The following is a 23,988-nucleotide window of genomic DNA, read 5'->3' on the forward strand; positions in this document are numbered from 1 at the left end:
ATGGGCACGTCTGTCCGTCGAGGAGATGTCGTTATTGTCGAACTCGATCCGACACAGGGGTCCGAACAACGGGGAACACGCCCGTGTCTCGTCGTCCAGAACGACGTCGGGAACGCCAACGCCCCGACAACGATCGTTGTTCCGTTCACCACCTCCTTCGGCGAGCAACTCTATCCGTTCGAAGTGCTCGTCCCAGCCGAAGAGTGTGCCCTTCGGGAAGACTCAGTCGCGCTCTGTAGCCAGATTCGAACCATTTCTACCGAGCACCGTATCAACGAGAACCTTGGCTCGATTCCGCCCGAACGGATGGACGAGGTCGATACCGCACTCGAATACAGTCTCGGCCTCACCGAAATATGAGAGGGAGTGGCGAGCGCTTTCGTATGTTTTCACGTCACGGATGTTGTCCCTGCTGAATTCCGTGTGACTGATACAGAGCGTGTATGCAGCACGGGCGTGTCTGTGATTTCGTCACCAACGGCCTGAAACGACTGTTGCGTATAATCTACGGATCGTTCTGGAACTGAACTCCCTCAACGCCTGCTGCAGATTTATACTTGAGAACATGCTACTGTAACACAGTAACCGGAGGGTCCGGATGAGTAGCAACGATACGAAATACGTCCAAACTGAGTTGAACGAAGAGGAGTACGAGCGATTTCGAAAGCTCGCTGAGGAACACGGACTCTCTCTCAAGGAAGCCGGTCACGAGGCGGTGTTAGAGTGGATCGAACGTCAGCAAAAGGCTGATCCGAAAGATGCAGCCTTTACTGTTCTCGACGACCTCGATAATTCGTCCCTCCCAGGGACAGCACACACAGACACCAGAAAAGAAGACGATCTCGTTGAGGAGTGGCATGGCAACGATGAATCGTTTGTTCTCCCTGAGGAGCCCTCCTCAAACCCCTAACTTCGATGCCCGAGATGGAAATTGATCACATCCTTACGTACGACCGACATTACGACACCTTCGACGTGACGACGCTCCCCTATCGGAGACACGAGTGAGAGTGATGACTGCATCAACGCCACCGCTGCATCCGATGGAACGCGAACAGCTTCGGGCTGCGTCGACGCTTGTCGTGACAGTCAAATCGTCCGACGAGTTCCACGAGGACGTCACTGCCGACATCGAATCACTGGAACACGGTGATTCAGTGGACGCAACGTCGACGCTGTCGTTCACTAGCTACGACGACCTAATGGAGACGCTGACGCCGCGTGTCCTCGATCTCATCGAGGCTATTCGCCGGGAAAAACCGTCCCGTATCAACGAGACTGCCCGAGTTGTGGGTCGAGACGTAAAGAATGTCCACGAGGAACTTAGTCGACTTGCTCAGCTGGGAATCATCTTCTTCGAGGAAGAAGGACCGAGCAAGCGCCCGGTCGTCTGGTTCGACGAACTCCTCATCACGCTCTCGTTCGAACCTGAATCTGGGGACACAGTGATTACAGCATCGGAGGGGAGATATGACGCTTGACGAGGCAGTCGAAGAAGCACTCTCCCGGTACGATATGTCCCGAAGTGAGGAAGCCGAAGAAGCTGGCCGAATGGCTGCGATGCTGCAAGATTGAAAAGCGACTGTTTACTGGGGTTCGACGACGTCGTCACACTCCGGACATTCTGCCCAAACACCTGTCTGTCCCTCGGTGTTCTCGTACTCGATGAGTAGCCAAGCCCGTGTTATCTTGGTCGCGCAGTCCGGACACCGACCCAGAACGTCATCGTCAGGTGTCATGCAAAGGGAGTGGACGGAGCGTGTGACATGTTCCGTCCATACGATGCTGTGGGCCCTGATATTGTAAGACTTGTCCGAGAGTGTGTGACTTGCACTCTTGGTTAGATTGAACTATCTTATCTTCAACTAAGATAGGTCGAACGACTTTTATTCCGCAACCGAAATCCCTCTCCTGAATCTTCGGAATAGGGTCTAAGGGTCTGATTTATCGACCCTGAAAGGGGTGAGGAATAGAAAATGCATATGCTCATAAGAGTACTCGTCCCTGCAGTCGACGGCTCGGAGGCGGTTAGTACAGCTCGGTACGCACTCGACCGCTTGATCGGAATCGGTGACGGGGCTTCGACGGCGTTCGACTACTACAAAACGCTTGATGAATCGACCGCTCGGTATCGAGATCATCCCCGCTACGGCGGCCTCAAGCCAGCCCTGTCCCTGCAGTCGGAGACGGGAAGGCAATTTCTCGAAGACGCTGTCGAAGCACAAGAAGCGTGGTTCCATGAGACACTCGACAAACTACGAGTGAAACTCGAGTCCCTCGATTCTGAGTCCGTGATGGACGACATCGAACTCACTCGGTTCGATTGTTATCGGCTCGGTCAGTTCGCTGGCCCCTCTGTGTGGATCTACGACCGACACGGCGCCGGTCTTCGCTCTCGGTCCGCGGTCGAACAGCATCTCGAACACAACGGTGAAGACGAGTTCTGGGTGGTCCCCGCTGATGTCCACTATTGAGCCTTCGATCCAGATTTTATCTTCGACGAATCGGCGCGGGTCGTGTACTTCGGATTCGTTCACTCCGGAGTTCTCTGCGGAGGTTCGATGAGCTTCTATGCCACAGTCGCTGGGTACATTCAGTACCGGAGCCAGACGTTCCTCGATGCCACACTCGACAAGTTGCGATATGGAGGCTGGCTCGACACCGAGAACCGATGGAGAACTGACGGTCGGCCTGGAGAAGACGCCCCTTCATCCTCGGTGGATCTGGAGAACTTGCTCCTGGTCGTTCCGTCAGATCTGTACCGAAATCTCGCTCGGATTTCGACCAGCCTGTTCGTCGGAGCAACTGACGGCGTCCTCGTGATTAGCTCCGTGGATGGCTGCTTCGATGCGTGGGTGGAACGGCCACTTCCTGCAGCCGCTGCTCCAGATCCCACGACAGATGCGATTACAAGTATCGAAGCAGTCGATCTCGAAGCGTTTGCTCGGGAATACGACCTCGGTGTGCAACGGTTCGAGGCCTCGACTCCTGGAGAATACGCAGCTTGGCAGAAGCAGGTTCTCCGGGTATTTCACCGCGAATTCGACCCAGAACTTCCATCCAACCTGACTGGCCCCGACTTCGAGTAGTCTGCTCCCAGAGCCCTCCCTTCGATCAACCATGTCTACAGATTCATCCAGCGTCGCGACGGAACACACTGAACAGCCTGAGAAGAACGATGTTGAGACGCATGAACGACACACTTCTACGACCGACCAATGCCCCGAGTGTTCTGAGGTCAAGCTTAGACGAGATGGTACTGAGAGGTACTGTCCTGAGTGTGGGCTCGTCGTCGACGAGGACTGTATCGACTACGGTCCTGAATGGACGCCATACGACACCGAAGAGCGACATCGCGTTGGTGGGCCAGTGACGAATGCCCGCCACGACTGGGGCATCTCTGCGGAGATTGGCTGGTACCGTGATGCACGTGGGCAGCAGCTACCAGCCGCAAAACGTCGGAAACTGAACCGGCTTCGGCGATGGGACCGCCAAGCCCAGTTCGAAGGGAAGGCAGAGCAGAACCTTGCGCATGGACTTTCGGAAATCCGGCGGATTGTCGGTTCGCTCGACCTTTCCGAGAGCATCTGTATGCAGTCGTGCGCTCACTATCGGACTGCTGCGAACGAGGACCTCATCCGTGGTCGCTCGATCGAAGCTATGGCGGCTGCCGGCGTGTATGCAGCCTGTCGATGTTCGGGACTCCCTCGGACAATCGAGGAGGTCGGAGAGGTGTCGACTGTCTCCAGAGAACGGGTCAGCAACGCGTACAGTGTGCTGAATCACGAACTCAATCTCCCGGCAGTTCCGATGGCTCCCGTTCAGTATGTCCCACGATTCGCATCGGACCTCGGTCTCTCACGAGAAGTGCGCCAACGCGCCCTGAAGTTGGCCCGAGAAGCGTCCGAAGTCGGTCTCGGGAACGGCTGTCGACCAACCGGTGTTGCCGCTGCTTGCGTCTATGAGGCTGCTCGGGAGGCTGACGAGAAAGTCACCCAAACGAGTCTCGCTGAACTCGCGAATGTCTCCGCTATGACGCTCCGGGGGCAATGGAAGAGACTCCAATCGATGCTCGAACACCCAGCGGACTCAGGAATGGAGGTACACGGATGACTTCTTGCGGTGAACGGTCATTGCCGCCGGTCACCAACGCGGAGTGGACGATTGATTTCGAGCGGGCGGGATGGGCCCCAGGTGACGAATGCCCCAACTGTGGTCACGGGGCGGTTCATGCTATCGTTCGAGCAGGCGTACTCTTCCATGACGACGGAAGTTGGGAGTTCGACGAAACTCTGGCTGTATACGAAGCGTTCTGTCCGTCCTGTGACTGGCTGCCGCCGGTTTCGATGTAGCACGAACTCGTCCACAGCGGGGTAGACGTTACACAGGCAGTCTGTAAACAAAAACCCAGAAATATATTTATACGAACTGAATATATCATTTACAGAAATGCTGACGAAGGCCGGCCTTGCGCTGCTAGACGCGCTTAGCGCTGGCCGTGAGTCAACGCCAAACGAACTCGCGACCGAAACTGAGTATTCCCAGGACCATATCTACGACGTCCTCGATGAATTGCTCGAGGACGGCTTGCTCACCGAAACCCGTGGTTCGAAGAACTGACGTCTCGTCCGAGTGACTGACCATCCAGTCGTCGAGGCGTATCGAGATCTCCGTTCGAAGCTTGGCCACGTCGACTGGACAGGGATACTCTCACCAGCGACGTTACGGGTGTGCTGGTATCTTGGCGAACCACGTCGAGCGACCGAGATCGCAGACCGACTCGACATCACCAAACAGGGTGTCCACAAAGCGTTGTCACCGCTCAAGCACCGTGCAATGCTGTCGCCATCTGGGCCCGAATACGCGTTGACTGATGACCTCTCGCCACTGCTGAGGTTCGCACGAGAAGCCGTTACCCACGAACATCGCTCGCGAGTTCGAGAACTCGCTCCGAGTGCGACTGTCGAGTGGTGCGACCCGAAGCGGGCACTCGTTCGCGTCCAAACGTCGGAGGATACATCCGCACTAGAGTCAGCTGCTGACTGGCAGGTGACTGGACTCGCACGATTGCAGGAGTACGGTCTACAGTTCTTCCTTGCTGGTGAACCCGCATTCTGGTACGCTCCGGACGAAGACCTCATGCCCTCGGAGGTCGTGTGCCACACCCTTGTTCTCGATAGCGGGTCGCGACGCGTCAGTTATTCGATGCTGCTGATCAAGAAACTAGATATCGACCAAGAGACCCTGATAGAAACGGCAACGTGGTACGATCTGGAGACAGCGGTGGCCGCGATGTACCGACCCCTTCACGGAGAGTTCGAGGTTGCTGACGACCTCCCAGTGGTCCTCCCGAGTGAATCAGAATTTACTGCCCTCAAAGAGCAGTACGGTGTCTCGTAAGTGAACCACGGATTCTGTAGCTCAACGCGACTACTGTCTGAAGCCAGTAATACCTGATTGCTGGTTTTGCTGCGTCCTGTGCCATATCTCGGCTAGCATTCCCGAGTCGATATTTATCTTCTCTCAAGAGACTGAGGGGAAGGCGAGTTGACTCAACGATTGCCCGTCGGACTCGTGCTTTCACTCAATCGTGCCATAGAACCCTATGAGTATAGAAACATCCACAGACCGTTCTGACGAAGAACAGACTGAGAACAGCCGTTCAGATGCGTCCGCACAGCCAGAGACTGTCGCGGCCCCCTCCGAACAACTACCTAGTGTCGTCGACATCTCTGGTCTCGACACGGAACAAGCGACCCGTCTGCACGAACAGGGAATCAAAACGATCGAGGCTCTCGAAGCCGCTGACTCCGAGACAATCGCGGAGTTTGCAAACGTCAGCGTGGAACAGGCTGTAGACTGGCTGGAGCAAGCCCGAGAGCTCGAATCTGAGACAGAGGCAGAAGCAAAAGCAGATGTCGATACTGATGGGGAGGAAGCAACGGATGAGATTGCTTCAGAGCCGCCGTCGACGTTCCGAGCAACAATCCAGGCAAGTCCTCTAAAGGCCATCCTCAAAGCACTTCGGGCGAACGTCGACGAAGCCCGATTCAAGATCGACGAATCCGGGATTCGCGTCCGTGCAGTCGATCCCGCCAACGTCGCGATGGACGATCTCACTCTGAATCCCTCAGCATTCGAGTCGTACGATGCTAGTCCGGGTATCCTCGGTCTTGACTTGGACCGCTTCGCTGATCCCGTGAACCTCGCAAAGAAAGACGATCTGGTCCAGTTCAGTCTCGATAGAGAGACACGCAAGCTGGTTGTTTTCGTCGACGGCATCGAGTTCCGAATGGCTTGTCTCGATCCAGCGACCATCAGAGCAGAGCCGACGCTCCCTGAGCTGAAACTACCAGCGAGCGCTACGCTCGACCGCGACGTCCTTCAGCAAGGGGTCAAAGCCGCAGACCTCGTTGCCGACCACGTCGGCTTCCGGATGGACGCCGACGATGAGGTTCTCACGATCGAAGCAGAAGGCGATACTGACGCTGTCGACTTCCAGCTCGATGCGGAGGAACTCGACCAGGCTACGTTCGCTGAAGCCTCGTCGCTGTTCAGCCTCGACTACATGAAGAAGCTCGTCCGAACCATTCCGAAGGGGGCTAGCGTCACAGTCGATTTCGGGAGCGGGTTCCCAATCATGCTCTCGTACGAGCTTGACGATGATGCAGGGTCGATGACCCGGATGCTGGCTCCCCGTATCGAGACGTAACTACTCCCAGACAGTTTTCCACGTACTATGAAAACGAGCTACTCACAGTCACAGTACCGAGCGCGGCGGTATCGCGGAGAACGCACACTCGGGGGCTGTCTCGTCTACGCCGGCGACGATCTCCTTGACAAACACCTGATGGTGCATACAGTGTCGCCGGGCGGGTTCGATTGGGGGCCGGACGCGTCACCAGAACGCGCTTGCCAACTCGCTATTGCCCTGCTTGCTTCCGCTTTCGGGGTTGAAGTCGCAATCGATGACTATCATCTGTTCGCAGAGAACTTCGTCAAACGCGAACTGAGCGGTACTGAGTGGTCGATACGGCTGCAAGACTTCCGAGAGTCGAGCTTCCGTGAACAGTACCTTCATAGGGACTATCCCGAGAACACCGCACCCCAACCGGACGACGTCGACATCGAAACGATCGACTTGGATTCGATCACTTACGCTGATGAACTTGCCCTGGTCCGCCGATACAACGAAGTCCTCTGGAAGAAGGGAAACACCAGGGGAAACCTGCATCGACTTCAGGAAATCCGATTGGGGAACCGTGATCCTGCTGCCGAATCACTGCCGGAGCAGTGGCTTTCGACACATGGCCGACTGACGTCCGCTGCTGCCAAGCGGGCCATCGCTGAGGAGTTCGAGACGATGGGCGAGTTCGCGGCCTGGGCCTGCTATGCCACTACGCTCAGAACCGTCGATCACGTCGGCGAATCGACCGAGGAGAGAATTCGAAGTCTTCGGCCGACTCTCATTCGCTGGTTCGGTGGTGAGGAGTACATCCCATACTACGATGACGATCAAGAGATGCTTGTGGGCGGTAATAACCGAAATATACACTGAGTAAGGGAAGGAGCGACCTTCTATGTATGGCTCTGTTGAAACCCAACCATTTCGACGTCTGTCTTTCTGACACAGTAGTTAGGTCGAACTGCGGACTGAGAGCTACAGATTCTGATTAATCCACCGACACCACGAGTGGAAGTCGTTTGCTCCACACTGATCGGCAATTGACTGGAGTGTCCCCGTTGGGATATTATCTGCTGATTTCATTGGTACCGTCACGATACGGACTTCGTCTGTGTCAGGCGATTCGTAGCGGAGTTTAAGATGACTGCCAACTCGGCCTGTCCGGACGAACCCGTGGTCAATTAATACAGATGCGATTTCACGGCCGGAGAAGTTCGTCCGGACCATCTACTGCATAAACTCAGGAAGCTCCTTATCCCCGAGCTCAACGTCTTCAATCCCCCACTCTTCAAGATCGGCGTCAGTGACTGGTTCTCCGCCACCCTCGTGCAACTCAAGGGCCTCCGCAAGCATGCGGAGTGCCTCCGTTTTGGTCTCTCCGAACGAAGCGACGCCAGTTTCGAGATCACGAGCGGTGATTTGCCCATCGTCCTCGTGAATAAACTCCACGCCTTCTTCGGGAGACTCATCATTCGTTGCACTTGCCATACTCTGAGTAGGTAAAGCGAGGGAATAAGCGTTCGGTTTATGAGCTCTACGAACCGGAATACTGCGATTTCGGGAGATGCTGCGGTCGGTTAAACTACTGCTCAATCTTGTACCTCTCTTAGGATTTCAACAGAGCCGGTCGATAGTGTTGGGGGAGCCGTCACGGAGTCAAGTTCCGACGCACCCGCCTTGTTTTCTCTGCAGACCTAAAGCCGCTCATTAAAAAAAGAACCTAGTCGTCTGCATGGTGTCGAGGGTCCTCAGAACTCGACCGGGCCATCCGGGTAGATGCTTCCCGATCTTTCCGGAGCTGCTCTTCGGTCTGGCCAGTAATCTCAGCCAGCTCCTCAATCGAAGGGATGTCTGTCAGCACCGTTCTATCTGTGTCAAAATATTGGACCTACAAGAATATAGCTTTCATCAGCTTACCAATCTGAGCTATCTCAGCTCAACCTGAGTTACGCTGAATGACACGCATGCCAGCGATAATGAAAAGCAAACAGGCCCGAGAGGAGATTCATCGGCATCCGCTTCGGGGTAGTGCTGTATGAGACAGCGCCGCATCATTTTACCCTCCTCAATGGATTGAGGGGAAGACTCGTCGAGTGTCCACTACGTCTGGCCTCGATTGTTTCCCGTCAGATTCGCCATGTCCACAGATACACAGTCAGAAACGAGCCGCGAGCGAGAGCACTCCACGTCGAAGTCCCGCTCAGGGGAGGATAACCACCAATCCACTGGTCCGTCCACGTCGATCCTCAACCTTCTGGATCAGGAAGCAACGCACGCGTTTGCAGGGTTGACACCGGCAGACGACGCATTGTATCCAGACGCTGTTTCACCGGAAACGAGGTGTCTGGATCCGGATCCACAGTCGCTGAAAGACGTTCTCAGCGTCCTCCCTCAAGCGAGTTCGGGCGAACTCTGGGCCACAAACGAGTTCGTCGGTGTCGACGGGACCATCGACATCGAAGCTCTCCGCAACGTCGATGGGCTGGATATCGATACACTAGAGACATCGACAGGTCAGTCACTCTCAGAAATAGCCACGGACGCGTCGTCAGACCCGTTGGTTCGTGTTCGCGATCACCAAGATATCGTCGACGAACGCCGCAAAGCGCTGTGCGCACTCGGGTTCGATGTAAAGTTCCGCTGGCAGATCGCATCGGATCGCTACTCCATCATCAATCCACAAGAGGCGTACCTCCCAATTGTGGGAGCACTCCAGCAGCGCGGTGAGACTGAGGCATTCGGCTGGGCAAGCTACCGGGACTGGGGCGGTCTCCTCAAGATGTTCGTCGTCTGTCCCGGCCTCGAGCACACCGTCACGGCAAGCGAAGCCCCCGAAATAGAGGAGGATGCTGACGGTGTTACCACCGTCTCTGGGGCGAACGAGTCAGATCTCGTCGTCTACGGTGGATTCGAAACTGGCTACGATTTCCGGGGGACACAGACGCTGTGGGCGAAACCCATCCTCTACTTCCCCGAGACCGGGACTATCGTCCCTGACACAGGCAAGCGGTACACCCGCCGTCACTACGGTCGAGCCACCGACGCCGACCACGAACGGGCGAACGACAGAGTTCCGATCAACGAATGGTGGAAAGCGATCTACGACGATATCTCCGATCGTCTGGTGAAGGTCGATCTGGCGATACGTAGAACACGGGCCATCGCCTACGACTTCGGCGAGCTTCCGTTCGATGCGGCCGCTTGCTACCGCTACTGGGGCGTCGCCAACAGATATGCCGAGGCCGCTGCTGACCGGGCCACGACGCTGGCATCTCCATCATCCCGACCAACCGTTTACAACCTCCAGCTCTCTCTGTTGATCGCACTCCTCGACGAATACGAGGGCTCCTGGGCATCGAATACCCACCAGGAGTACCTTGAGGTCGCTGGTGAGCTCCTTCGAAAACCAGCGATGATGATTCAACTGGCGATGAAGGAACACGATCGGCAAACCGACGAACCCGAGGAACGTGTCCTGCCAGCCAGTCAGCAGACACTCAGTGACGCGCTCGAAGACGTCGTCGATATTCCCGGCATCGAGGTAGATACTGAAGCGAATCTCACTGACGGGGCCGCTCAGCGACTCCATGACCGGGTTCAGCACCGCCTCGACGACATCGAAGGCTCGTCCTGAGAGCTGGGCATTTACCAGCCCGAAAGCGGGCGACGGGGCTCCTAACGGGTCTCGCATACGTACTATGTCTTCATCAGAACCCGACCCGACAATCGACCCGCCAGAACCGCTCGTCGTGCTTTCGCACCTGGTGCATCGCCTCCTCAAGCGCGAAGGCGGGACGGTCCCGGTCGAACGCGTTACGCTTCGAGTCTGCGATTACGCCGATATCGGTGAGCAAGAGGCCGCTGATCTCCTTGATACCGGAGCAGCGGATGGAACGTTCACGCTCAACCGGAGGTCTGGCGGGAGCACGACAATAGTCGCCGTCTCTCCACAGGGTCCAGAACCGCCCGTGATTACAGAAGCATTCGGTGGTCCCGCTGGCACGTCTGGGGGTGACGATTTCGAAGTTCTCGATGTCGTCACGGAGAGTATTGCGACTGTACTCAGAGACGCAGGCTACACGACGTTTACCGAGCTAGCCGACGCCGAAGTCGCTGAAATTGCGAATCTGACCAGCACGCTAACAGAGAGCCGAGCGGAGGCGATTATTCAGGCCGCTCCCCGGCACGTTCCGGGAGGTGTGTGGCTTTCGCGAGCTGCCGACGCTTGGTACTCCCGACGACTCGATGAAACTGGGAGGCACGGCGTCGCTCGAGTCCTCGACATTACGACTGCCAACGAACCCGTGGGGGAACCACGTTACCGCACGGATGGCTTGTCGCCTGATGCCGTCGACACACAGTACGTGTCCGATATCGGGCGGAATGCGCAGGACCCTGTCCCAACGGGTCTCCACATCCTCGATAACCCTGATCACCCCGACGTACCGAAGGCAGCGACACATCCTGACGCCGGCGATGACGCACTACCCGTCGACGAAGCGGGCGACGTCGTCCCGCCAGCAGTTCCGACCGAACCACGGCTTCAAATTCCGCTCGACGAACTGCTCGCGAAGAAACTCGCTCGTGGGCTGGTTCCAGTTCGGATTGTTGGCCCGCGAGGTTCTGGGAAGAACTACCTGATCAAGTACCTGTGTCACCGGACGAATCGCGGCTACGTCTCGGTAGACTGTGACGAGGCAACCCATACGGAGGACCTCTTCGGACCACTCACTCCCACTGAGGACGGACTGATCGCACCTCGGAACGGCCCCGCAAAGCAAGCGCTGCTGAACGGATCGGTACTGGTTCTCAACGAGTTCCCTGTGATGCGAGCCGGAGCGGCGATGTCGCTCCATCGTCTGCTCAATGAGGGGAAACTCCTTGTGAAGGCCCACGGCGAACTGATCGAACCCCATCCGTCGGCGCGAATCGTGATCACGATGAACCCACCGACGCGGGAGTACCGAGATTCTGAGCCCATGAATTCGGCCACCCGTGGCCGGTTCCGAGCGCTGGAGCAACCCTACATCGAAGACGTTGACGAAGAGGTCGCCACGCTGGACGCGCAGGTGAATGCCAGTCACGAAGTCGTGGACCGTGGGACGTTCAGGAAGATTGTACAGTTCGCTCATCAGACCCGGCAGAACGAGAACTGGCCAACTCTCTCAACCCGGAATCTGACGATTCTCTGTGAGCATATCGAAGATGGCGCCTCACCGAAAGCGGCGGTCAAGAACGAGGTGTGGGCGGTCGCCGAGCCGAATCAGTATCCGGAGGACGCCTACGAGACGCTCAACGACTACTTGTAAGTGTGGATTTTATCATAGATTAATGTCATTGGAGTATTCTGCTCTGAGGAACCCCCTCACAGATTCTTAGGGCTGGTATCGCGCTCTCAGGTACTCTAAGAACTCGGAATCTTGTTCTTGCTCAGTTACCCATTCTACGGTGCCGGTCCAGTCGTGAGGTCTTGGAGAGTGATGAGGACATCCCTCGCAGTGCCTGTTTTTGAATCCGTGGAACAAGGTTTCCAGTGAAAGGCCCTCTGTACCGCCTCCGTGCTTGCACCACATGACCTTGTTACCAAGAGTGTAGACCCCCAGACTCTCGCCGAGAGGGGAAGTAGTGAGGTATTTGATGCGGAGGTGTTCGCAGTGTTTGAAATATTCTGTCGGGTCAGCATCTTTGATCCCCAATTTGAGTGAGTCCGTGATGCGATCATTTTGATCTATATCGATTCCCTGCATCTCTACGATATCGCGGAGGGATTCTTGAAATTCACCGAGGGTTTTCTCATCGTCACTATTCTCCACTTCATAAGGATCAGGAGAGTCTTGAACCCGGCTAAGGAAGTCTTCCAGTAACTCGATCCGGCCTTTGTCGTCGATGTCTCGAGCAATATCAAGTGCGGCAGATAGCCGTTCATTTGCTTTGTCCGTCTCGTAGGTGTGGTAGTAGTATCCTCCGAGCGCTAGGTTAAGGATTAACTGGGTTTCTTCATCGTCAACTATCTCTAGGACGGTTTCGGATTGCTCGGCTATTGGATGGACGAAGTCGCTGCTCTGGAGTTTGTCTTGGTCGATCACATCCAGTCGGACAAATCGGGATATCTGCTCCCCAATGTAGTCTAGAACCAGTGGGAGGGAGATGGCATAGTGGGTGAAGTGACCATCTTCTAACAGACTAGAAAGAGCTTCATTGAGTTCGGAGGAAACCTGTAGTTGTTTGTTGAGAAGGTCGAGCAGATCCTGGTTGTAGAAGGCTTCAAACAGAGGGAGATCAGCTTTTTCTTGGAAGTTCTTTGTGATCATCCGCTGTTGGATTAGATCAAGGAGGATGAACAGTTCGGCTTGGCTTTTGTTCACTTGGAGATATTTTTCGTCACCCATGAGATCGAGGTCTTTAGCGAGTTCGATTCCTTCCTCGCAGTAGCGGATGACCTCTAATGCTTCCTCTTCTACAAGCGGATTGTAGGTGTGAGATAAGCCGATGACCGCTCGAAGTTTCCCTTCGTCTTCTTCTGGTGCTTGGTAGACTTTTTCTAACTCCTCACGTGCGGAATCCTGATCCCCTCTTTTTTGGAGTCGATAGGATTTGAGCAGAGAGGTGCCTTTGTAATCCTCCAGGCTGCTTTCTTGTTGAGCCTCTAGTTCACCAATATCGTCAAGTCGGAGGCCTTCACCGATCTCCAGCGCCATGTTTTGGCGACGAAGAATCCTGTTCTGTGCTTCGAGAATGGCAGTACGGAGCTGGTCAAGTTTGTCGAAGGACTGATCTTTATCGATTTTTATTCGATTCCCTTTTTGATTCCGCCAGTCAGGTGTGTCTTCTTTCAGCGTGTCCCAGATGTACTCTTGGATGATGGTCCAGTAGAACTCGTCTTTATCGACATCATAGAGAACCAAGACGACTGGTAAGGATTGTTGAAGATAGAGTTTCAGGTCAACGGTATCTGCGTCGAATTTAGCGAGGTCGTCGTTCCCAAAGGACTGTGAAGATTTGAGTTGGATGAAGAAATTGATTGGACCGACTTCTTGGTATTCCTCGTCCAGCTCTTTGGTGACAGTTGCCTGGAAGTCAAGGCCGAAATCCTCGTCAAGCTCGTTGATGACGAAGGAGGTGCCAAGCGCCTTCCGTAATGCTCCCTCAGAGAGGGACTGCTTGATTTGGTCCTCGCTTCGCTTCTTCTTATCAGTCACTAATATACTTCTTGATGTGGAGATACAAAAAGAGTCTCTTCGGAGTAACTGTTTCACATTCGAAGGCCTGGCTGCCCATAGTAATTCCAGTCATGAACTATGGAACGTCTCTGGGAACCTGTACTAAGTTCGAACTCTTGTCACCTTTCGAGTTTTGCCACCCTCGTGTGAAGTCCTACTCGCCAAGGAGGTTTATCTCCCCTAAGTGATCGAGGGACCACGGCTCCTCATGCATTTACATGTCCAAGACTTATCAGGCTGGTACAAGACATCCCGCAGATCAGTTCATGCCCGATACTGCCTCTCGCGTTCGATCCTCGGCTAATAGGACCGATAGGCTCCGGGCGTTCATTTGTGGACACCTGCCCACAGGCATCGACGTAGAGGTCGTTCTTACGCCAGCCGTCAAAACCGCAGCGGTCCTCCCCGCAGAAGCCGATGCGCTCGTGAGAAGTGATGCGACCGAGCTTGAACGGCAGCAGGCCGCACAATTGCTCGAAAGCGTCGACGCTGAGTTCCTCATACTAGTGACGACAGATCCAGCACCAATAGACCGAATCCCAGTGAACGATCAGCTGACAGCCGACCACGCTCACCAGTTCGGTCTCGCCTTTCACGAACTGCTTCATATTCTCAAGACAGCGATCGGTCCTATCGCAGAACTTCTCGAATCCGAGATTGAGCCCAACCACCGACAACAGGTACACGACCTCATCAATATCATCGAGGACGGTGCCATCGAACAGGAAGCGATTGAGGGGGCAAACTTCAGCGACAACGCCGAGATACGCCTCGAACTCACCCGCCGAATCCACTCGCAGGTTCCTGATGATCTCCCTGACGGCGAGCAAGTCCTATTCTCATTCTGGGATGCAGTGACGAGCGCCCTCTACGAGTGGGCAATCTATCCGACGGGTATCACAGAGGTTCTCCTCGACAAAGATGATGAGCGTATACTCTTCGCGTCGGAGGCGGATGCCTCGGGATTCGACGCTGTTCAAGAGGCACTCCAAGCGTTAGCACGGGATACCCTCGCAATCCGGGGTGCAAAACGTGACGACATCACCCACAGCCATGACAAGACGGCATCTGTACGGCGAGCCCTGTTGGTCGTCGAGACGTGGCAGTCGGCAATCCTGCCACTCCTAGAGGAGAACTCCAAAGCATCAACACAGTCGCCAGATCAGGATGATTCTGAGGACTCTGATGTAGACACCAACCCCTCATCGGACTCTGATTCTCCCGGAGCAGCAGATTCTAACTCTGATCCAGAACAGCCAATCGACGAGGGGGCTGGCGGAGTTCACGATGAGCACCTGCAACTCGAACGGGGCGCGACCGACGACCCATTCCAAGACGTCCTCAGACAGCCCTCGATCACTCCGGATTCATTCGACGAGAATCTCGAAGCGACACCTTCCCCACAGACCTCTGATTCCCTCGACGCTGGTACGTCAACACCCGATTCCGACGAGACACTAGGTTCGACCGACAGTGATGAAGACCAACCGTCACAGAGCCCGAAGTCCTTCGACTCTAGAGCGCGGGCACTTGCTCGCTCTATTGAACAGCCTGGGGCACACCTTGATTCCCCGCAGAGTGGACAGACCTCAGTAGAGGAGAAGAGGGATGACGATTCTATTGATGCACATCAGTCGACCATTGGAGACTTTGACGCTGTCGACGCTTCTAATAACGATCACGAAGCGGGAGAGACAACCAACTCTCACGAGGGCTTAGAGCAGGGTCATGACCGACGGGAGCCACTGATCATGAGTCCCTCACCCGACGACCAGATAGACTCTATAGCCGATCCCGGCCCAGCGCATGCTGAGGTACTCGATCGTGATTCTACTGAGGAGGCAGACGCCTACGAAGGGGCACTCGAAGCAGACCGGACAGCCGCTCACGACGAAGCAGATCGAGAGGGAATCGACACCGACGCCTTAGAGCGGGAGCTGGAAGATCTCGCCCACCGGCTAGCCCGAGATGGTTCAGACGACCAAACAGGCGGCGGCAACGCAGGAGGACCAGGACAGCTCGACGAGCTGGAAATCGTCCCAATCGCTGACGACCTCGCACCACCAGGTGTGTGGGCTGACATCGAAGACGGCGCTGCTCAGGTTGCTGGCATGCTCGAGAAACAGCTCCGTCTCGACCGACAGCGTGGTGTCCGCCGAGGCTTGACCGCCGGCGGATACGATACTACTGCGGGACATCGGCTTCTGATCGGTGATCCCCGGGTCTGCAAGGTCGACACGCCGGGGCGCGAGAAACGATACGCACTGGTGTTGGTTCTCGACCGGTCTGGCTCGATGCGGAACGGTGAGCCTCCAAAGATCGAGGTCGCGACGAAGGCGCTTGCGCGGTTTGCCGTCGCCGCCGAAGGGTTGGGGATTGATGTCGCGATAGTCGATTTCATCGACAGCCAAGCCCGACTCGTAAAGCCGTTCTCAGTCGAGACGCGACATATCCAGGCGACGCTACTGGACACGGACTGTGGCGGGGGTACGCCGTTGGCAGACGCGCTCGAACTTGCAAGCCAGCTCGTCGAGGACCATCGTGATGAACCGCTTATCGTGGCCGTCACCGACGGAGAGCCCAGTAGCGTCGACGACGTCATCGAACAGATCCGAGCCTCTCCTGCACCGATCTGTTCTCTCACGATTGCTACTGACACTCAGGCAGGGAATCTATCGGCTGATGCCTCAGAGCTCGCTACATACTACGAACGGGAAGCGACAATCTACGATGGGGATCAGCTAGACGACCGACTCGATCAGTTCGCCAGTCTCCTCGTCGGTTTCTAAACTCCACGCTCACCTCGGTTTATCCGCCCGAATGGGGTACAGGGCGGAGTCCAGTTCAGCCCGTGAGACGAATGCAACGAAGACACATCTACGCCGCGTCGTCGACGCTACCGCCCCTTCGACTCCCACCAGGGTCCATGGGTGGAACCGACGCTCTACACGACTACGATGTCGAGATCGATCCTCCGGCAATTGAACCAGTCGAACACCGTATTCGGCTCGATTTCATGGCTGGCGGCCCCATCCGCCGCGATCAATTACTGGAGAAGTACAACTCTTGGAAGGGCGGTCCTGAGAACGCGGATCCCTGGAAACAGTCAGGGAAGACGAAACCGGACGGTCTGAAATATGCCGAAGAGACGTGCCTTCGGACGTTCAAGGAAGAAGAGCGATACTACGATTTCTTCGAGGATGATCAAGTACTCAGTGAGGCACCTGCGTTCCTCGCTCACCGCTTGCGGCAGTGTCGGTCAGCGACGGATCCCGAAGAAGCGCTTCACTCTGAACGCAAGCGCCGTGCGAACTGGTACAGGAAGCTGATTCCCTGGCTCAATCTATACCAAGTCCTGAAAGAATCGTCGTACGGGACGCTCTTTGGGAGTAGTGCTGGACCCCAGCCAAACGCTGAGGCCCTTACCAGGCAGAACACGCTCGTTGGGATGGTCGTCCTCGGAGATGACGACCAAACACCTTCCAAGTATGCCCGATCCCACAATCTCCCGGCGAAGTACGTTATTCGAGAAGCAGACCTGTCCTGTAGTGAGAGTTCTGTGGCAGTACGTCCGAGCGAGTTCGGAATTGAACTCCCGGCACCACTACTCGTGGGAAAGTATACGACTGGGGGGCGGTATCCGTTGATCCCCTGGTCGGATGGCCTTGTCTGTTCGTGTCCCTACAAGCACGATCAACCCTGGAGGGTCCTCTGTAAGCACGAACTGCTTGCCGCCGTCGTCGCCAGCGATCAGAACTCTATCTTTCTACCAGTAACCAAGGGACTCGAGATCCCACATCGAGCCCGCCGGTTCGTGAGTCCGGACTTTTCTGACTAGGATACTCCGGAACTCCACAGCTTGGAGCAGACGTGAGGCTTAGTTTTGATTTGGCAGATTATGAGTTACCCCACGATTTGCAGGACGGTATCGGTTCGTGGGGTAACTATCGTGCACTATCAGAAGAGCGCATAGTTGCGTATTCCGCAACTACTGAATCTATTTCCTGTCCGCTAGCGTCCCTACCTTCGATTGTCGCTATGCCAGCCCTCGATACTCGGACTCAAGATGACGACTCCCGTCGGCTCTCCTTTTACCAGGAAGATAGCTGGCGCCGGCGTCAGGTTCTCTCAGCTGGCACAGTTACTGTACTTACGGCCCTCTCCGGCTGCCTCGGCTTCCTCAATCAATCTGGAGATGATGCATCCCCTGAACAAGAGACGAGTGTTTCGTCAGATCGAGAGATTGGAAGAGACGAGACATCCAACTCAAGAGATGATAGGGAACCTCAATCCGAGATAGAGAGCCCCGACGCCTCTGGGTCAGCTGAAACAACTCTTGGGAATGAATTCGTCAATGGACCCGTCGATAGTCCTCTAACTAACGATCATCCCTGGATAGACGACCCTGAGGGAAATCTCCAGTTGACGGACGTGACTGTTCACATGGGGACAGAGTGGGTTTTTGATTACCATCTGGTAGAGGACGATGTGTTAGAAGTATCGGTAGCTGGTGACCGATTCATCGTTGAAGGTAATGTCCATCTCGAGTGGGAGTGCGATACGTTTGGGCTGACACATGTCTTGATGAACGGCCGGGTGGGCGAGATCTATCTTGAACCCGTCGCTAACGATGCTTGCCGCACGAATGAGAACAGTGCTGGAAGAGGTCCATGGCTGGCTCCGTTCTCGGTAACAGGCCGCTTCAACGGCGGACGGCCTGACGCACTGGAGGTCCATCTCGAAGGACCGTTCATCCAAGGTGATGGCCCCCGTGGTGGTGCCTATACTTTTCAAGAGCTCTAACCGAATCTGGGCTCAACTGGAAGGATTGGGCCGGATCAGCGCTGGTTTATCGACCCGAACAGAGTGGAGGGGCCGGACAGAATCTGGCTTCTCCATGAAGCCATGGCAACCGAACAAGAAACTCAGAATGAATCGGTTCAAGCGGACAGGCAATCCACACTGAAGCGAACAGTCTCCAGACAGACGGTGTTCGATAGCGGTGGAATCGCCGTCGAAGGAACCCCGGTAGAATCAACCCTCTCAGATCACGGAATCGAACTCGCACCGTCTCGGTCAAGCCGTATCGATATGCCTCGCTGCCGAGGCTTCGTCGATGAGAGACCAATTGAGAGCAGTAATGACACCAGCGAAAGTAATCAGGCGGCTCTTTTCGCAGCGACAAGCCGTGATCAGCGTACGCTAGACGGACGCCTAGCGGCCATTCAGCCACTTTTCGGCTCGTCAACTACTGACGGTGAAGGGGAATAGCCTGTATGAGGTCGTCACTCATTCTCTTATTACGCGCTACCGAAGTTACCCCACGTAGTAAGCAGAATCCAATTCGTGGGGTAACTCGTTGCGGAAGAGGTCCTTTCGGGACCAGTCGATGTCACTACCTCCACGAGAGAGGCCAATGAGACAGCGGGCACCCACGCGAATCGCGGAAGCGTTGCCTCCAGAGAGACTTCTCGAGACCAACCAGCAAAGGCTGGTACGAGGAGGAATCGTCTGTATGCACGATATCCCAACCGTCCAGCAGTACGTGGCTTACGAGAATCAGCATGCAGGACGACGTTGGGTTCTCAGAATGCTCGCAGAGCGAGCAGCGGCGCTACGTGAGGTGGAAACAAAGCCAGAGACTGAAGACTGAGACTGCAGGCAGACTGATATTCGTTCGCGACGATTATGAGTCATACAACGGAGGATTTCGATGGCAGCTCAACCCGGAACTGGCAGTGGTCGCGACTTCGTCACAATCTTCAAAACAGGCTCGGTCGATCGTAGTGAGTATCCCGAACTCGCAGATCTACTACTCGAGGGACGGACACAGCTCACCGCGGAAACGAGCTACCTAATGAAATTCGGAGACGAGTCACACCGCAGTCTCACACCTTTCGACGTTGCCTCGCTCCACGATGTCCCAGCCTACCCGTTACCACAGACTGCACTGAATTCTCTGCCTACTCACGTTCGAGCAGAACTCGAACAGAACGGTGCCATCCAGATGATCGCCTCGTATGACCCTGAGAACCACCGGTTCGAAGAGGTCGACCTCGCCTGGGACGACCAGGACTTCCTCGAACGAGTCACGGAACTGATCGCCGGGGAACTCTCGCTTCACGAGGCTGTCGACTGGATCGTCGTCGAGGAAGCAGAGCGATACACCGTCGCCCAGTGGGCCGATATCCGAGATGTGACCGAAGATGCAGTTCGGTCGAATATCAACGCTGCTCGCGAGAAGTTGCTCGCTGAGCCCGAGTAGCCTCAGAACCTAGGTATTGGACAGTCAACATGCAGTCCCGGGTTCGGTGTTAGGCTTCGTTTCTAACGTTTCTAATCTCATAACTGATTGGCCTATCCAGCGTTTCTAACGTTAATAATGGTGCTACCGTTGCTGCTGTTGTCGATATCGCCAGCTCTGGATTTTTATCTCTCCGAAGAGCGTGGAGGAGCGAACGGTCGCACTCGTTCTTCCACTCCACACGACATGGCAGTCACAGACTCATCCGCAATCCAAGACGACGAACAGGGGCCGATAGTTGATGGCCGCGATCGGCGGGCTCGCAAAGAGAACATGGACGTAGCACTGCTTCGGCAGGGTGGCCTCTATGAGGTCCAGTCCGAATCAGGCGCGCGCTACGAGGTAGACCTCTTAGACAGACAGTGCAGCTGTCCCGATGGAGAGAATCCGTCTACTCCGAGCCCGTGCAAGCACGTCAGGCGAGTCGAGTTAGAATTAGAGGCCGGTCAAATTCCGCGTCCAGATGGACGCCTGCCACAGCGAAGTGACGCTGGACAGTCTGAACCCGTATCCAGGGACTCCGAGGTGCGATTCAAATCTCATCTCCTCTCGAAAATCCAGCGAAGAGAGAACGAACTCGCTCATCTGGATGCTGAGGTACAGGCTCTCCAGTTCGTGTATGATGTCATCGAGGAAATCTTAGAAGGGGATGATTTCGATCTCAAAACCGCGTTGTCTGAGGAATACGGACCAGCGAGTCAACTGTAAGCCTCTTACTCGGAGATCTCATAGACAAAGGACTCCCCAAGAAAAGTAAACTCGACAAACGGACGAACGTGTACCGGTCACGCAACATGGATGGCGAAGGGTGGAGACGCGACAGGAGTGAGACAACCAGTATTAAGAAGACATGAACACACCCACTACGTCGTAGAGTCAGGCGAGTAGAACTCAGCATAAAAGCGGGACTGCTTTACCCATTTCCGCTGAATACACATTGAGATGGCTCGTCTCGTCTTCTATCATCACCCACAAGCCGAGAATTTCTCACTCAAATATAGCTCGGCATCGGTGGAAGAAATTCTGTCTCAGCGGCAGCGATCCGACGAGTCGATAAAGCTCATGCGGTACCCCTTCGAAACACCGGTCTATGTGCTCTACGAAGGCGATTCAGAGATCGAATCAGCCCAAGATGTCGACTTCGATCAGGAATGGCTGAGCGACCGTATTCGTGAACTCTCCCGCCCTGGGCAAGTTGTCACATTCCGATTAGTGGAACTGCTCGAAGCCGCTGTCGATGTCCGCGAAGAAGACGAATTCCGCCTTTACAAAGAGTTTGAACCCCAAAAGATCCAACAGACACTCGATCACGTCTCCTGGGGAGCACCACTTCCGAACGTCGCTGGGGAAGTGATGTCGAACTTGATTCTTCGGCATTCCCTCCCGAACGCGAATCATCGAACTGGCATTGCGATGCTGCAATTCTGTATTGAGAGTGTGGACCCAGATTTTGAGATGCCACGAACGCACGTCGACGACGATACCTGGAGAGGGTGGGTTGATCCGTACATCGTCGATTCCAAGCGGCTAATTACTGTCCGTCGGAACAACCTCCGTTTCAAGCAACTCGAAAAGTTGGACGTCGACATTGTCGAACGGAAAGATGGAATCCAAATCCGGTTATCCGAGTTCGAGCTGGATATGCACTGGCGAGATGCTCTCTCAGAGTACGCTGGGCAACACGAAGCCCACTGTACGGCCTTCGCTCAAGCGGTCCTAAAGCGCGCAGAACGAGATGATCTGCTCGATGATCAAGGACCAACGAAACAAGATTTCATCACGTACCTAGAGGACGGACTCGTCGAACGAGACTTCCGAGAAATGTTCTGATCAGTCGCGAAGCTCGGCGACCGACTGACCGACCTCGCGAACATGTTCACTTCGTTCGAGATCAAGTTCTTCGGCGAGGTAGTCTACCGTCTCTTCGAGGCTCATAACCGAAGAAAGTCTGTCAAGCGATATAAACCCAGTGCTGAAGCTACTAATCTGTAAGACTGTCAATTTCTTCTAGTGCCTCAGTTGCGACATCGCCTAATTCGCCGGCCTCAATATGTGAGTAGCGCTCTCGAACCATCTCCTCTGAGTTATCAAGATATCGGGCGGCAACCGTATATCCAAAGGCTCTGACGAGGACTTCACCCATCCCACGCCGGCCGCCGTGGGGAGCGAGATAGTCGTGTTTCGGATGGTCGATGTCGATCTCCGCGGCCTCTGAGAGTCGCTGGAGAATCGACCGTGCGCCGTCAGTCGTGATTGACGGCGGTCGAATATCCTCAGCAAGTGCTAGCAGTAGGTCGCGAGCGTGCTCCTCACGGTGTTCAGAAATTGTTTCCGGGCGTTCCCCTCGGTCAGTTAGCTCATCCTGGACAAGCCCTGCGAGCGTCCGCTGGTCGAACGTCGGAAACACTGGCCACCGCTCAGTCGATGGGTCCATCAGCTGACGGTAGCTCCGCAGCGGCGAGATCACCGGGTCGGGGAGACTGGCGGCGTCCCACTGCTGTTTCTTCCGGTAGACGTCCATACTCCCGTCGTCGAGCGAAAGGTCCTCCCAGCGGACGCCGCGCCGGCGTGGGTCGTTCGGGTCTCGGAGGAGTTCCCCAACGCGGACGGCGGTGTACGCGAGGAGGAACACGAGCGCCCGGTCGCGTGACGCCTTCAGAGCTGTGTAGCGCGCTCGCTGCTTGTCGAGGGGGTCAGTAGCCTCCGAGAGTGTCGTGTACGCCTCGATGGCGTTGCGAGCCCGCTCGTCGACGTGACGAGTGAGTGCGTGGCGCTGTTCGGACGTCCAGGCCTGCTGGTCGCCGGGCTTGCGACCATCGTCCTCGGGCAGCGGCGCCGTCGCACTCGCCCGTTGGGCGTAGTGCGCTTCGAGATACCCCTCGTTGACGCACCAACCGCACCACGCGGAGATATAGCGATAATAGGTTTGTACCGTGTTCTGCTTGAGTCCCCGACCTCCGGCAAGGTGACGGGCGTACTCTCTGAACATTCGTTCGTCGAGGTCCTCGAACGTTGGGTCTCGGTCGACGTCGTCGGGGACGACTCCCGTCCAGTCGTCGCGACCACGTTCGCCGGCAGCCCATTCGGCAAATCGCTTGAGTTCGCGCGCAACGTTGCGTCGATAGTTCCCGCCATCACCACCGCGACCCTTCCCCTTGTCTTGGAGGTACCGCTCGAAGGAACTCGCAAGTGACCGATCGGCGCGTTCGCGTGGTGTCATGAGTCCCCGTTCGCGTACTGGTAGGTCGGACGGACATCCTTGAGAAGCACTTCGACGATCTCCCAAAGGATCAGCGAAGGAGTCTCGTGTTCAAACGTGATTCCCCAGCGATCCTCCGCATCGCCGGCTGAGTACTGGAAATGCGCTCGTCCGAGATCGGGATGGTCCTCGTCTTGGCGCCACCCAGCGTGAAATCCCGTGTTCGGGTCGGTGTAGTTGATACGGAACCAATCGTGTGGCTCCTGTCGGTACCACTTGATGGACAGTTCCGGCGACTCAGGCCCTGTCGAAGGGTCGAGACGGGCTGGATCAAACCGTGCCCGCAGCTGTTTGGCCTCGATATCATCAGGAACGAACTCGACCGCCGTAATCTGTGGCACACGGTCGAGGACGTCTCGCTTCAGCTGGGCGTAGAGGTTTGCGTTCGGATCGCCACCGGGATGCGGGACCGACATCCGTCAGCTACTGGCCTCGGCAGGCTCGTTCGTTGGAGTGAGAAAGTCCCATTCGCGGATGGCGAAGCCGACGATGTCGATGCGCCGCTGGAGGTGTTCCCACT

General features: G+C 55.8%; 23 protein-coding genes and 1 pseudogene. 18 read left to right on the forward strand and 6 right to left on the reverse strand.

Features of this window, described 5'->3' with window-relative positions:
• The 3 genes from D3D01_RS16635 (at window position 1) to D3D01_RS16645 (ending at window position 1,481) form a co-directional block, all read left to right on the forward strand.
• Window positions 1-360, forward strand: coding sequence for a type II toxin-antitoxin system PemK/MazF family toxin (locus D3D01_RS16635; protein ID WP_121513006.1), 360 nt, complete (start codon window positions 1-3; stop codon window positions 358-360).
• Window positions 361-598: 238 nt separating this feature from the next.
• Window positions 599-910: a hypothetical protein gene (locus tag D3D01_RS16640; protein ID WP_121513007.1), complete on the forward strand. Its 312-nt coding sequence runs from the start codon at window positions 599-601 to the stop codon at window positions 908-910.
• A 103-nt stretch (window positions 911-1,013) separates the two neighbouring features.
• On the forward strand, window positions 1,014-1,481 hold the full coding sequence (locus D3D01_RS16645) for a hypothetical protein (RefSeq protein WP_199725416.1): 468 nt from the start codon (window positions 1,014-1,016) through the stop codon (window positions 1,479-1,481).
• 105 nt (window positions 1,482-1,586) lie between these two features.
• On the opposite strand, the gene D3D01_RS24175 is transcribed toward D3D01_RS16645, so the two are convergent.
• A complete protein-coding gene (locus tag D3D01_RS24175; RefSeq protein WP_199725417.1) occupies window positions 1,587-1,739 on the reverse strand; it encodes a hypothetical protein in 153 nt (50 codons plus the stop codon).
• Window positions 1,740-1,982: 243 nt separating this feature from the next.
• On the opposite strand from D3D01_RS24175, the gene D3D01_RS16650 reads away from it, so the two are divergent.
• The 6 genes and pseudogenes from D3D01_RS16650 to D3D01_RS16680 all read left to right on the forward strand — a co-directional run bounded on the left by D3D01_RS16650 (window position 1,983) and on the right by D3D01_RS16680 (window position 7,558).
• Window positions 1,983-2,474 carry a hypothetical protein gene (locus D3D01_RS16650; RefSeq protein WP_121513009.1) on the forward strand — a complete coding sequence of 164 codons (492 nt, stop codon included), beginning with the start codon at window positions 1,983-1,985 and terminating at the stop codon, window positions 2,472-2,474.
• An 87-nt stretch (window positions 2,475-2,561) separates the two neighbouring features.
• Window positions 2,562-3,089 (forward strand): hypothetical protein, encoded by a 528-nt coding sequence (locus D3D01_RS16655; protein WP_121513010.1) that lies wholly within the window; start codon window positions 2,562-2,564, stop codon window positions 3,087-3,089.
• A 31-nt stretch (window positions 3,090-3,120) separates the two neighbouring features.
• On the forward strand, window positions 3,121-4,113 hold the full coding sequence (locus D3D01_RS16660; RefSeq protein WP_121513011.1) for a transcription initiation factor IIB family protein: 993 nt from the start codon (window positions 3,121-3,123) through the stop codon (window positions 4,111-4,113).
• 336 nt (window positions 4,114-4,449) lie between these two features.
• A pseudogene (locus D3D01_RS16670) lies at window positions 4,450-5,400 on the forward strand (MarR family transcriptional regulator).
• 205 nt (window positions 5,401-5,605) lie between these two features.
• Window positions 5,606-6,712 carry a DNA polymerase sliding clamp gene (locus D3D01_RS16675; RefSeq protein WP_121513013.1) on the forward strand — a complete coding sequence of 369 codons (1,107 nt, stop codon included), beginning with the start codon at window positions 5,606-5,608 and terminating at the stop codon, window positions 6,710-6,712.
• A 27-nt stretch (window positions 6,713-6,739) separates the two neighbouring features.
• Complete coding sequence (locus D3D01_RS16680; RefSeq protein WP_121513014.1) at window positions 6,740-7,558, forward strand: DUF6166 domain-containing protein; 819 nt, start codon at window positions 6,740-6,742, stop codon at window positions 7,556-7,558.
• 102 nt (window positions 7,559-7,660) lie between these two features.
• Here D3D01_RS16680 and D3D01_RS16685 read toward each other — a convergent pair whose 3' ends face one another.
• Together D3D01_RS16685 and D3D01_RS16690 are read right to left on the reverse strand one after the other, a co-directional pair.
• On the reverse strand, window positions 7,661-7,912 hold the full coding sequence (locus D3D01_RS16685) for a type II toxin-antitoxin system HicA family toxin (protein WP_121513015.1): 252 nt from the start codon (window positions 7,910-7,912) through the stop codon (window positions 7,661-7,663).
• The gene (locus tag D3D01_RS16690; RefSeq protein WP_121513016.1) at window positions 7,913-8,173 is read right to left on the reverse strand and encodes a hypothetical protein; all 261 of its coding nucleotides are present in this window, start codon (window positions 8,171-8,173) and stop codon (window positions 7,913-7,915) included.
• Between the two features lie 649 nt (window positions 8,174-8,822).
• On the opposite strand from D3D01_RS16690, the gene D3D01_RS16695 reads away from it, so the two are divergent.
• Window positions 8,823-10,319 (forward strand): hypothetical protein, encoded by a 1,497-nt coding sequence (locus D3D01_RS16695; RefSeq protein ID WP_233563444.1) that lies wholly within the window; start codon window positions 8,823-8,825, stop codon window positions 10,317-10,319.
• Window positions 10,320-10,383: 64 nt separating this feature from the next.
• Window positions 10,384-11,994, forward strand: coding sequence for an AAA family ATPase (locus D3D01_RS16700; RefSeq protein ID WP_121513017.1), 1,611 nt, complete (start codon window positions 10,384-10,386; stop codon window positions 11,992-11,994).
• A 66-nt stretch (window positions 11,995-12,060) separates the two neighbouring features.
• Here the strand turns inward: D3D01_RS16700 and D3D01_RS16705 are convergent, their stop codons facing one another.
• Window positions 12,061-13,884 carry a DUF4365 domain-containing protein gene (locus D3D01_RS16705; RefSeq protein WP_158600493.1) on the reverse strand — a complete coding sequence of 608 codons (1,824 nt, stop codon included), beginning with the start codon at window positions 13,882-13,884 and terminating at the stop codon, window positions 12,061-12,063.
• A 287-nt stretch (window positions 13,885-14,171) separates the two neighbouring features.
• Here D3D01_RS16705 and D3D01_RS16710 point away from each other — a divergent pair, with 287 nt between their 5' ends.
• The 7 genes from D3D01_RS16710 (at window position 14,172) to D3D01_RS16740 (ending at window position 22,039) form a co-directional block, all read left to right on the forward strand.
• Window positions 14,172-16,694 carry a VWA domain-containing protein gene (locus tag D3D01_RS16710; RefSeq protein WP_158600495.1) on the forward strand — a complete coding sequence of 841 codons (2,523 nt, stop codon included), beginning with the start codon at window positions 14,172-14,174 and terminating at the stop codon, window positions 16,692-16,694.
• 137 nt (window positions 16,695-16,831) lie between these two features.
• Window positions 16,832-17,743 carry a hypothetical protein gene (locus tag D3D01_RS16715; protein WP_121513020.1) on the forward strand — a complete coding sequence of 304 codons (912 nt, stop codon included), beginning with the start codon at window positions 16,832-16,834 and terminating at the stop codon, window positions 17,741-17,743.
• Between the two features lie 200 nt (window positions 17,744-17,943).
• Complete coding sequence (locus tag D3D01_RS23495; protein ID WP_147439943.1) at window positions 17,944-18,708, forward strand: hypothetical protein; 765 nt, start codon at window positions 17,944-17,946, stop codon at window positions 18,706-18,708.
• A gap of 712 nt (window positions 18,709-19,420) precedes the next feature.
• Window positions 19,421-19,558, forward strand: a complete 138-nt coding sequence (locus D3D01_RS24180; RefSeq protein WP_199725418.1) for a hypothetical protein — start codon at window positions 19,421-19,423, stop codon at window positions 19,556-19,558.
• Between the two features lie 60 nt (window positions 19,559-19,618).
• A complete protein-coding gene (locus D3D01_RS16730; protein WP_121513023.1) occupies window positions 19,619-20,170 on the forward strand; it encodes a hypothetical protein in 552 nt (183 codons plus the stop codon).
• A gap of 225 nt (window positions 20,171-20,395) precedes the next feature.
• Window positions 20,396-20,917: an SWIM zinc finger family protein gene (locus tag D3D01_RS16735; protein WP_121513024.1), complete on the forward strand. Its 522-nt coding sequence runs from the start codon at window positions 20,396-20,398 to the stop codon at window positions 20,915-20,917.
• A 234-nt stretch (window positions 20,918-21,151) separates the two neighbouring features.
• Window positions 21,152-22,039: a hypothetical protein gene (locus tag D3D01_RS16740; RefSeq protein ID WP_121513025.1), complete on the forward strand. Its 888-nt coding sequence runs from the start codon at window positions 21,152-21,154 to the stop codon at window positions 22,037-22,039.
• Between the two features lie 151 nt (window positions 22,040-22,190).
• On the opposite strand, the gene D3D01_RS16745 is transcribed toward D3D01_RS16740, so the two are convergent.
• On the reverse strand, window positions 22,191-23,429 hold the full coding sequence (locus tag D3D01_RS16745) for a phage integrase SAM-like domain-containing protein (RefSeq protein ID WP_121513026.1): 1,239 nt from the start codon (window positions 23,427-23,429) through the stop codon (window positions 22,191-22,193).
• Window positions 23,426-23,884 carry a hypothetical protein gene (locus D3D01_RS16750; RefSeq protein WP_121513027.1) on the reverse strand — a complete coding sequence of 153 codons (459 nt, stop codon included), beginning with the start codon at window positions 23,882-23,884 and terminating at the stop codon, window positions 23,426-23,428. Before D3D01_RS16750 ends, D3D01_RS16745 begins: the two co-directional genes overlap by 4 nt.
• Window positions 23,885-23,988 lie beyond the last annotated feature (104 nt).

The sequence above is a fragment of the Haloarcula sp. Atlit-7R genome (assembly GCF_003666065.1).
Taxonomy (GTDB): domain Archaea; phylum Halobacteriota; class Halobacteria; order Halobacteriales; family Haloarculaceae; genus Haloarcula; species Haloarcula taiwanensis.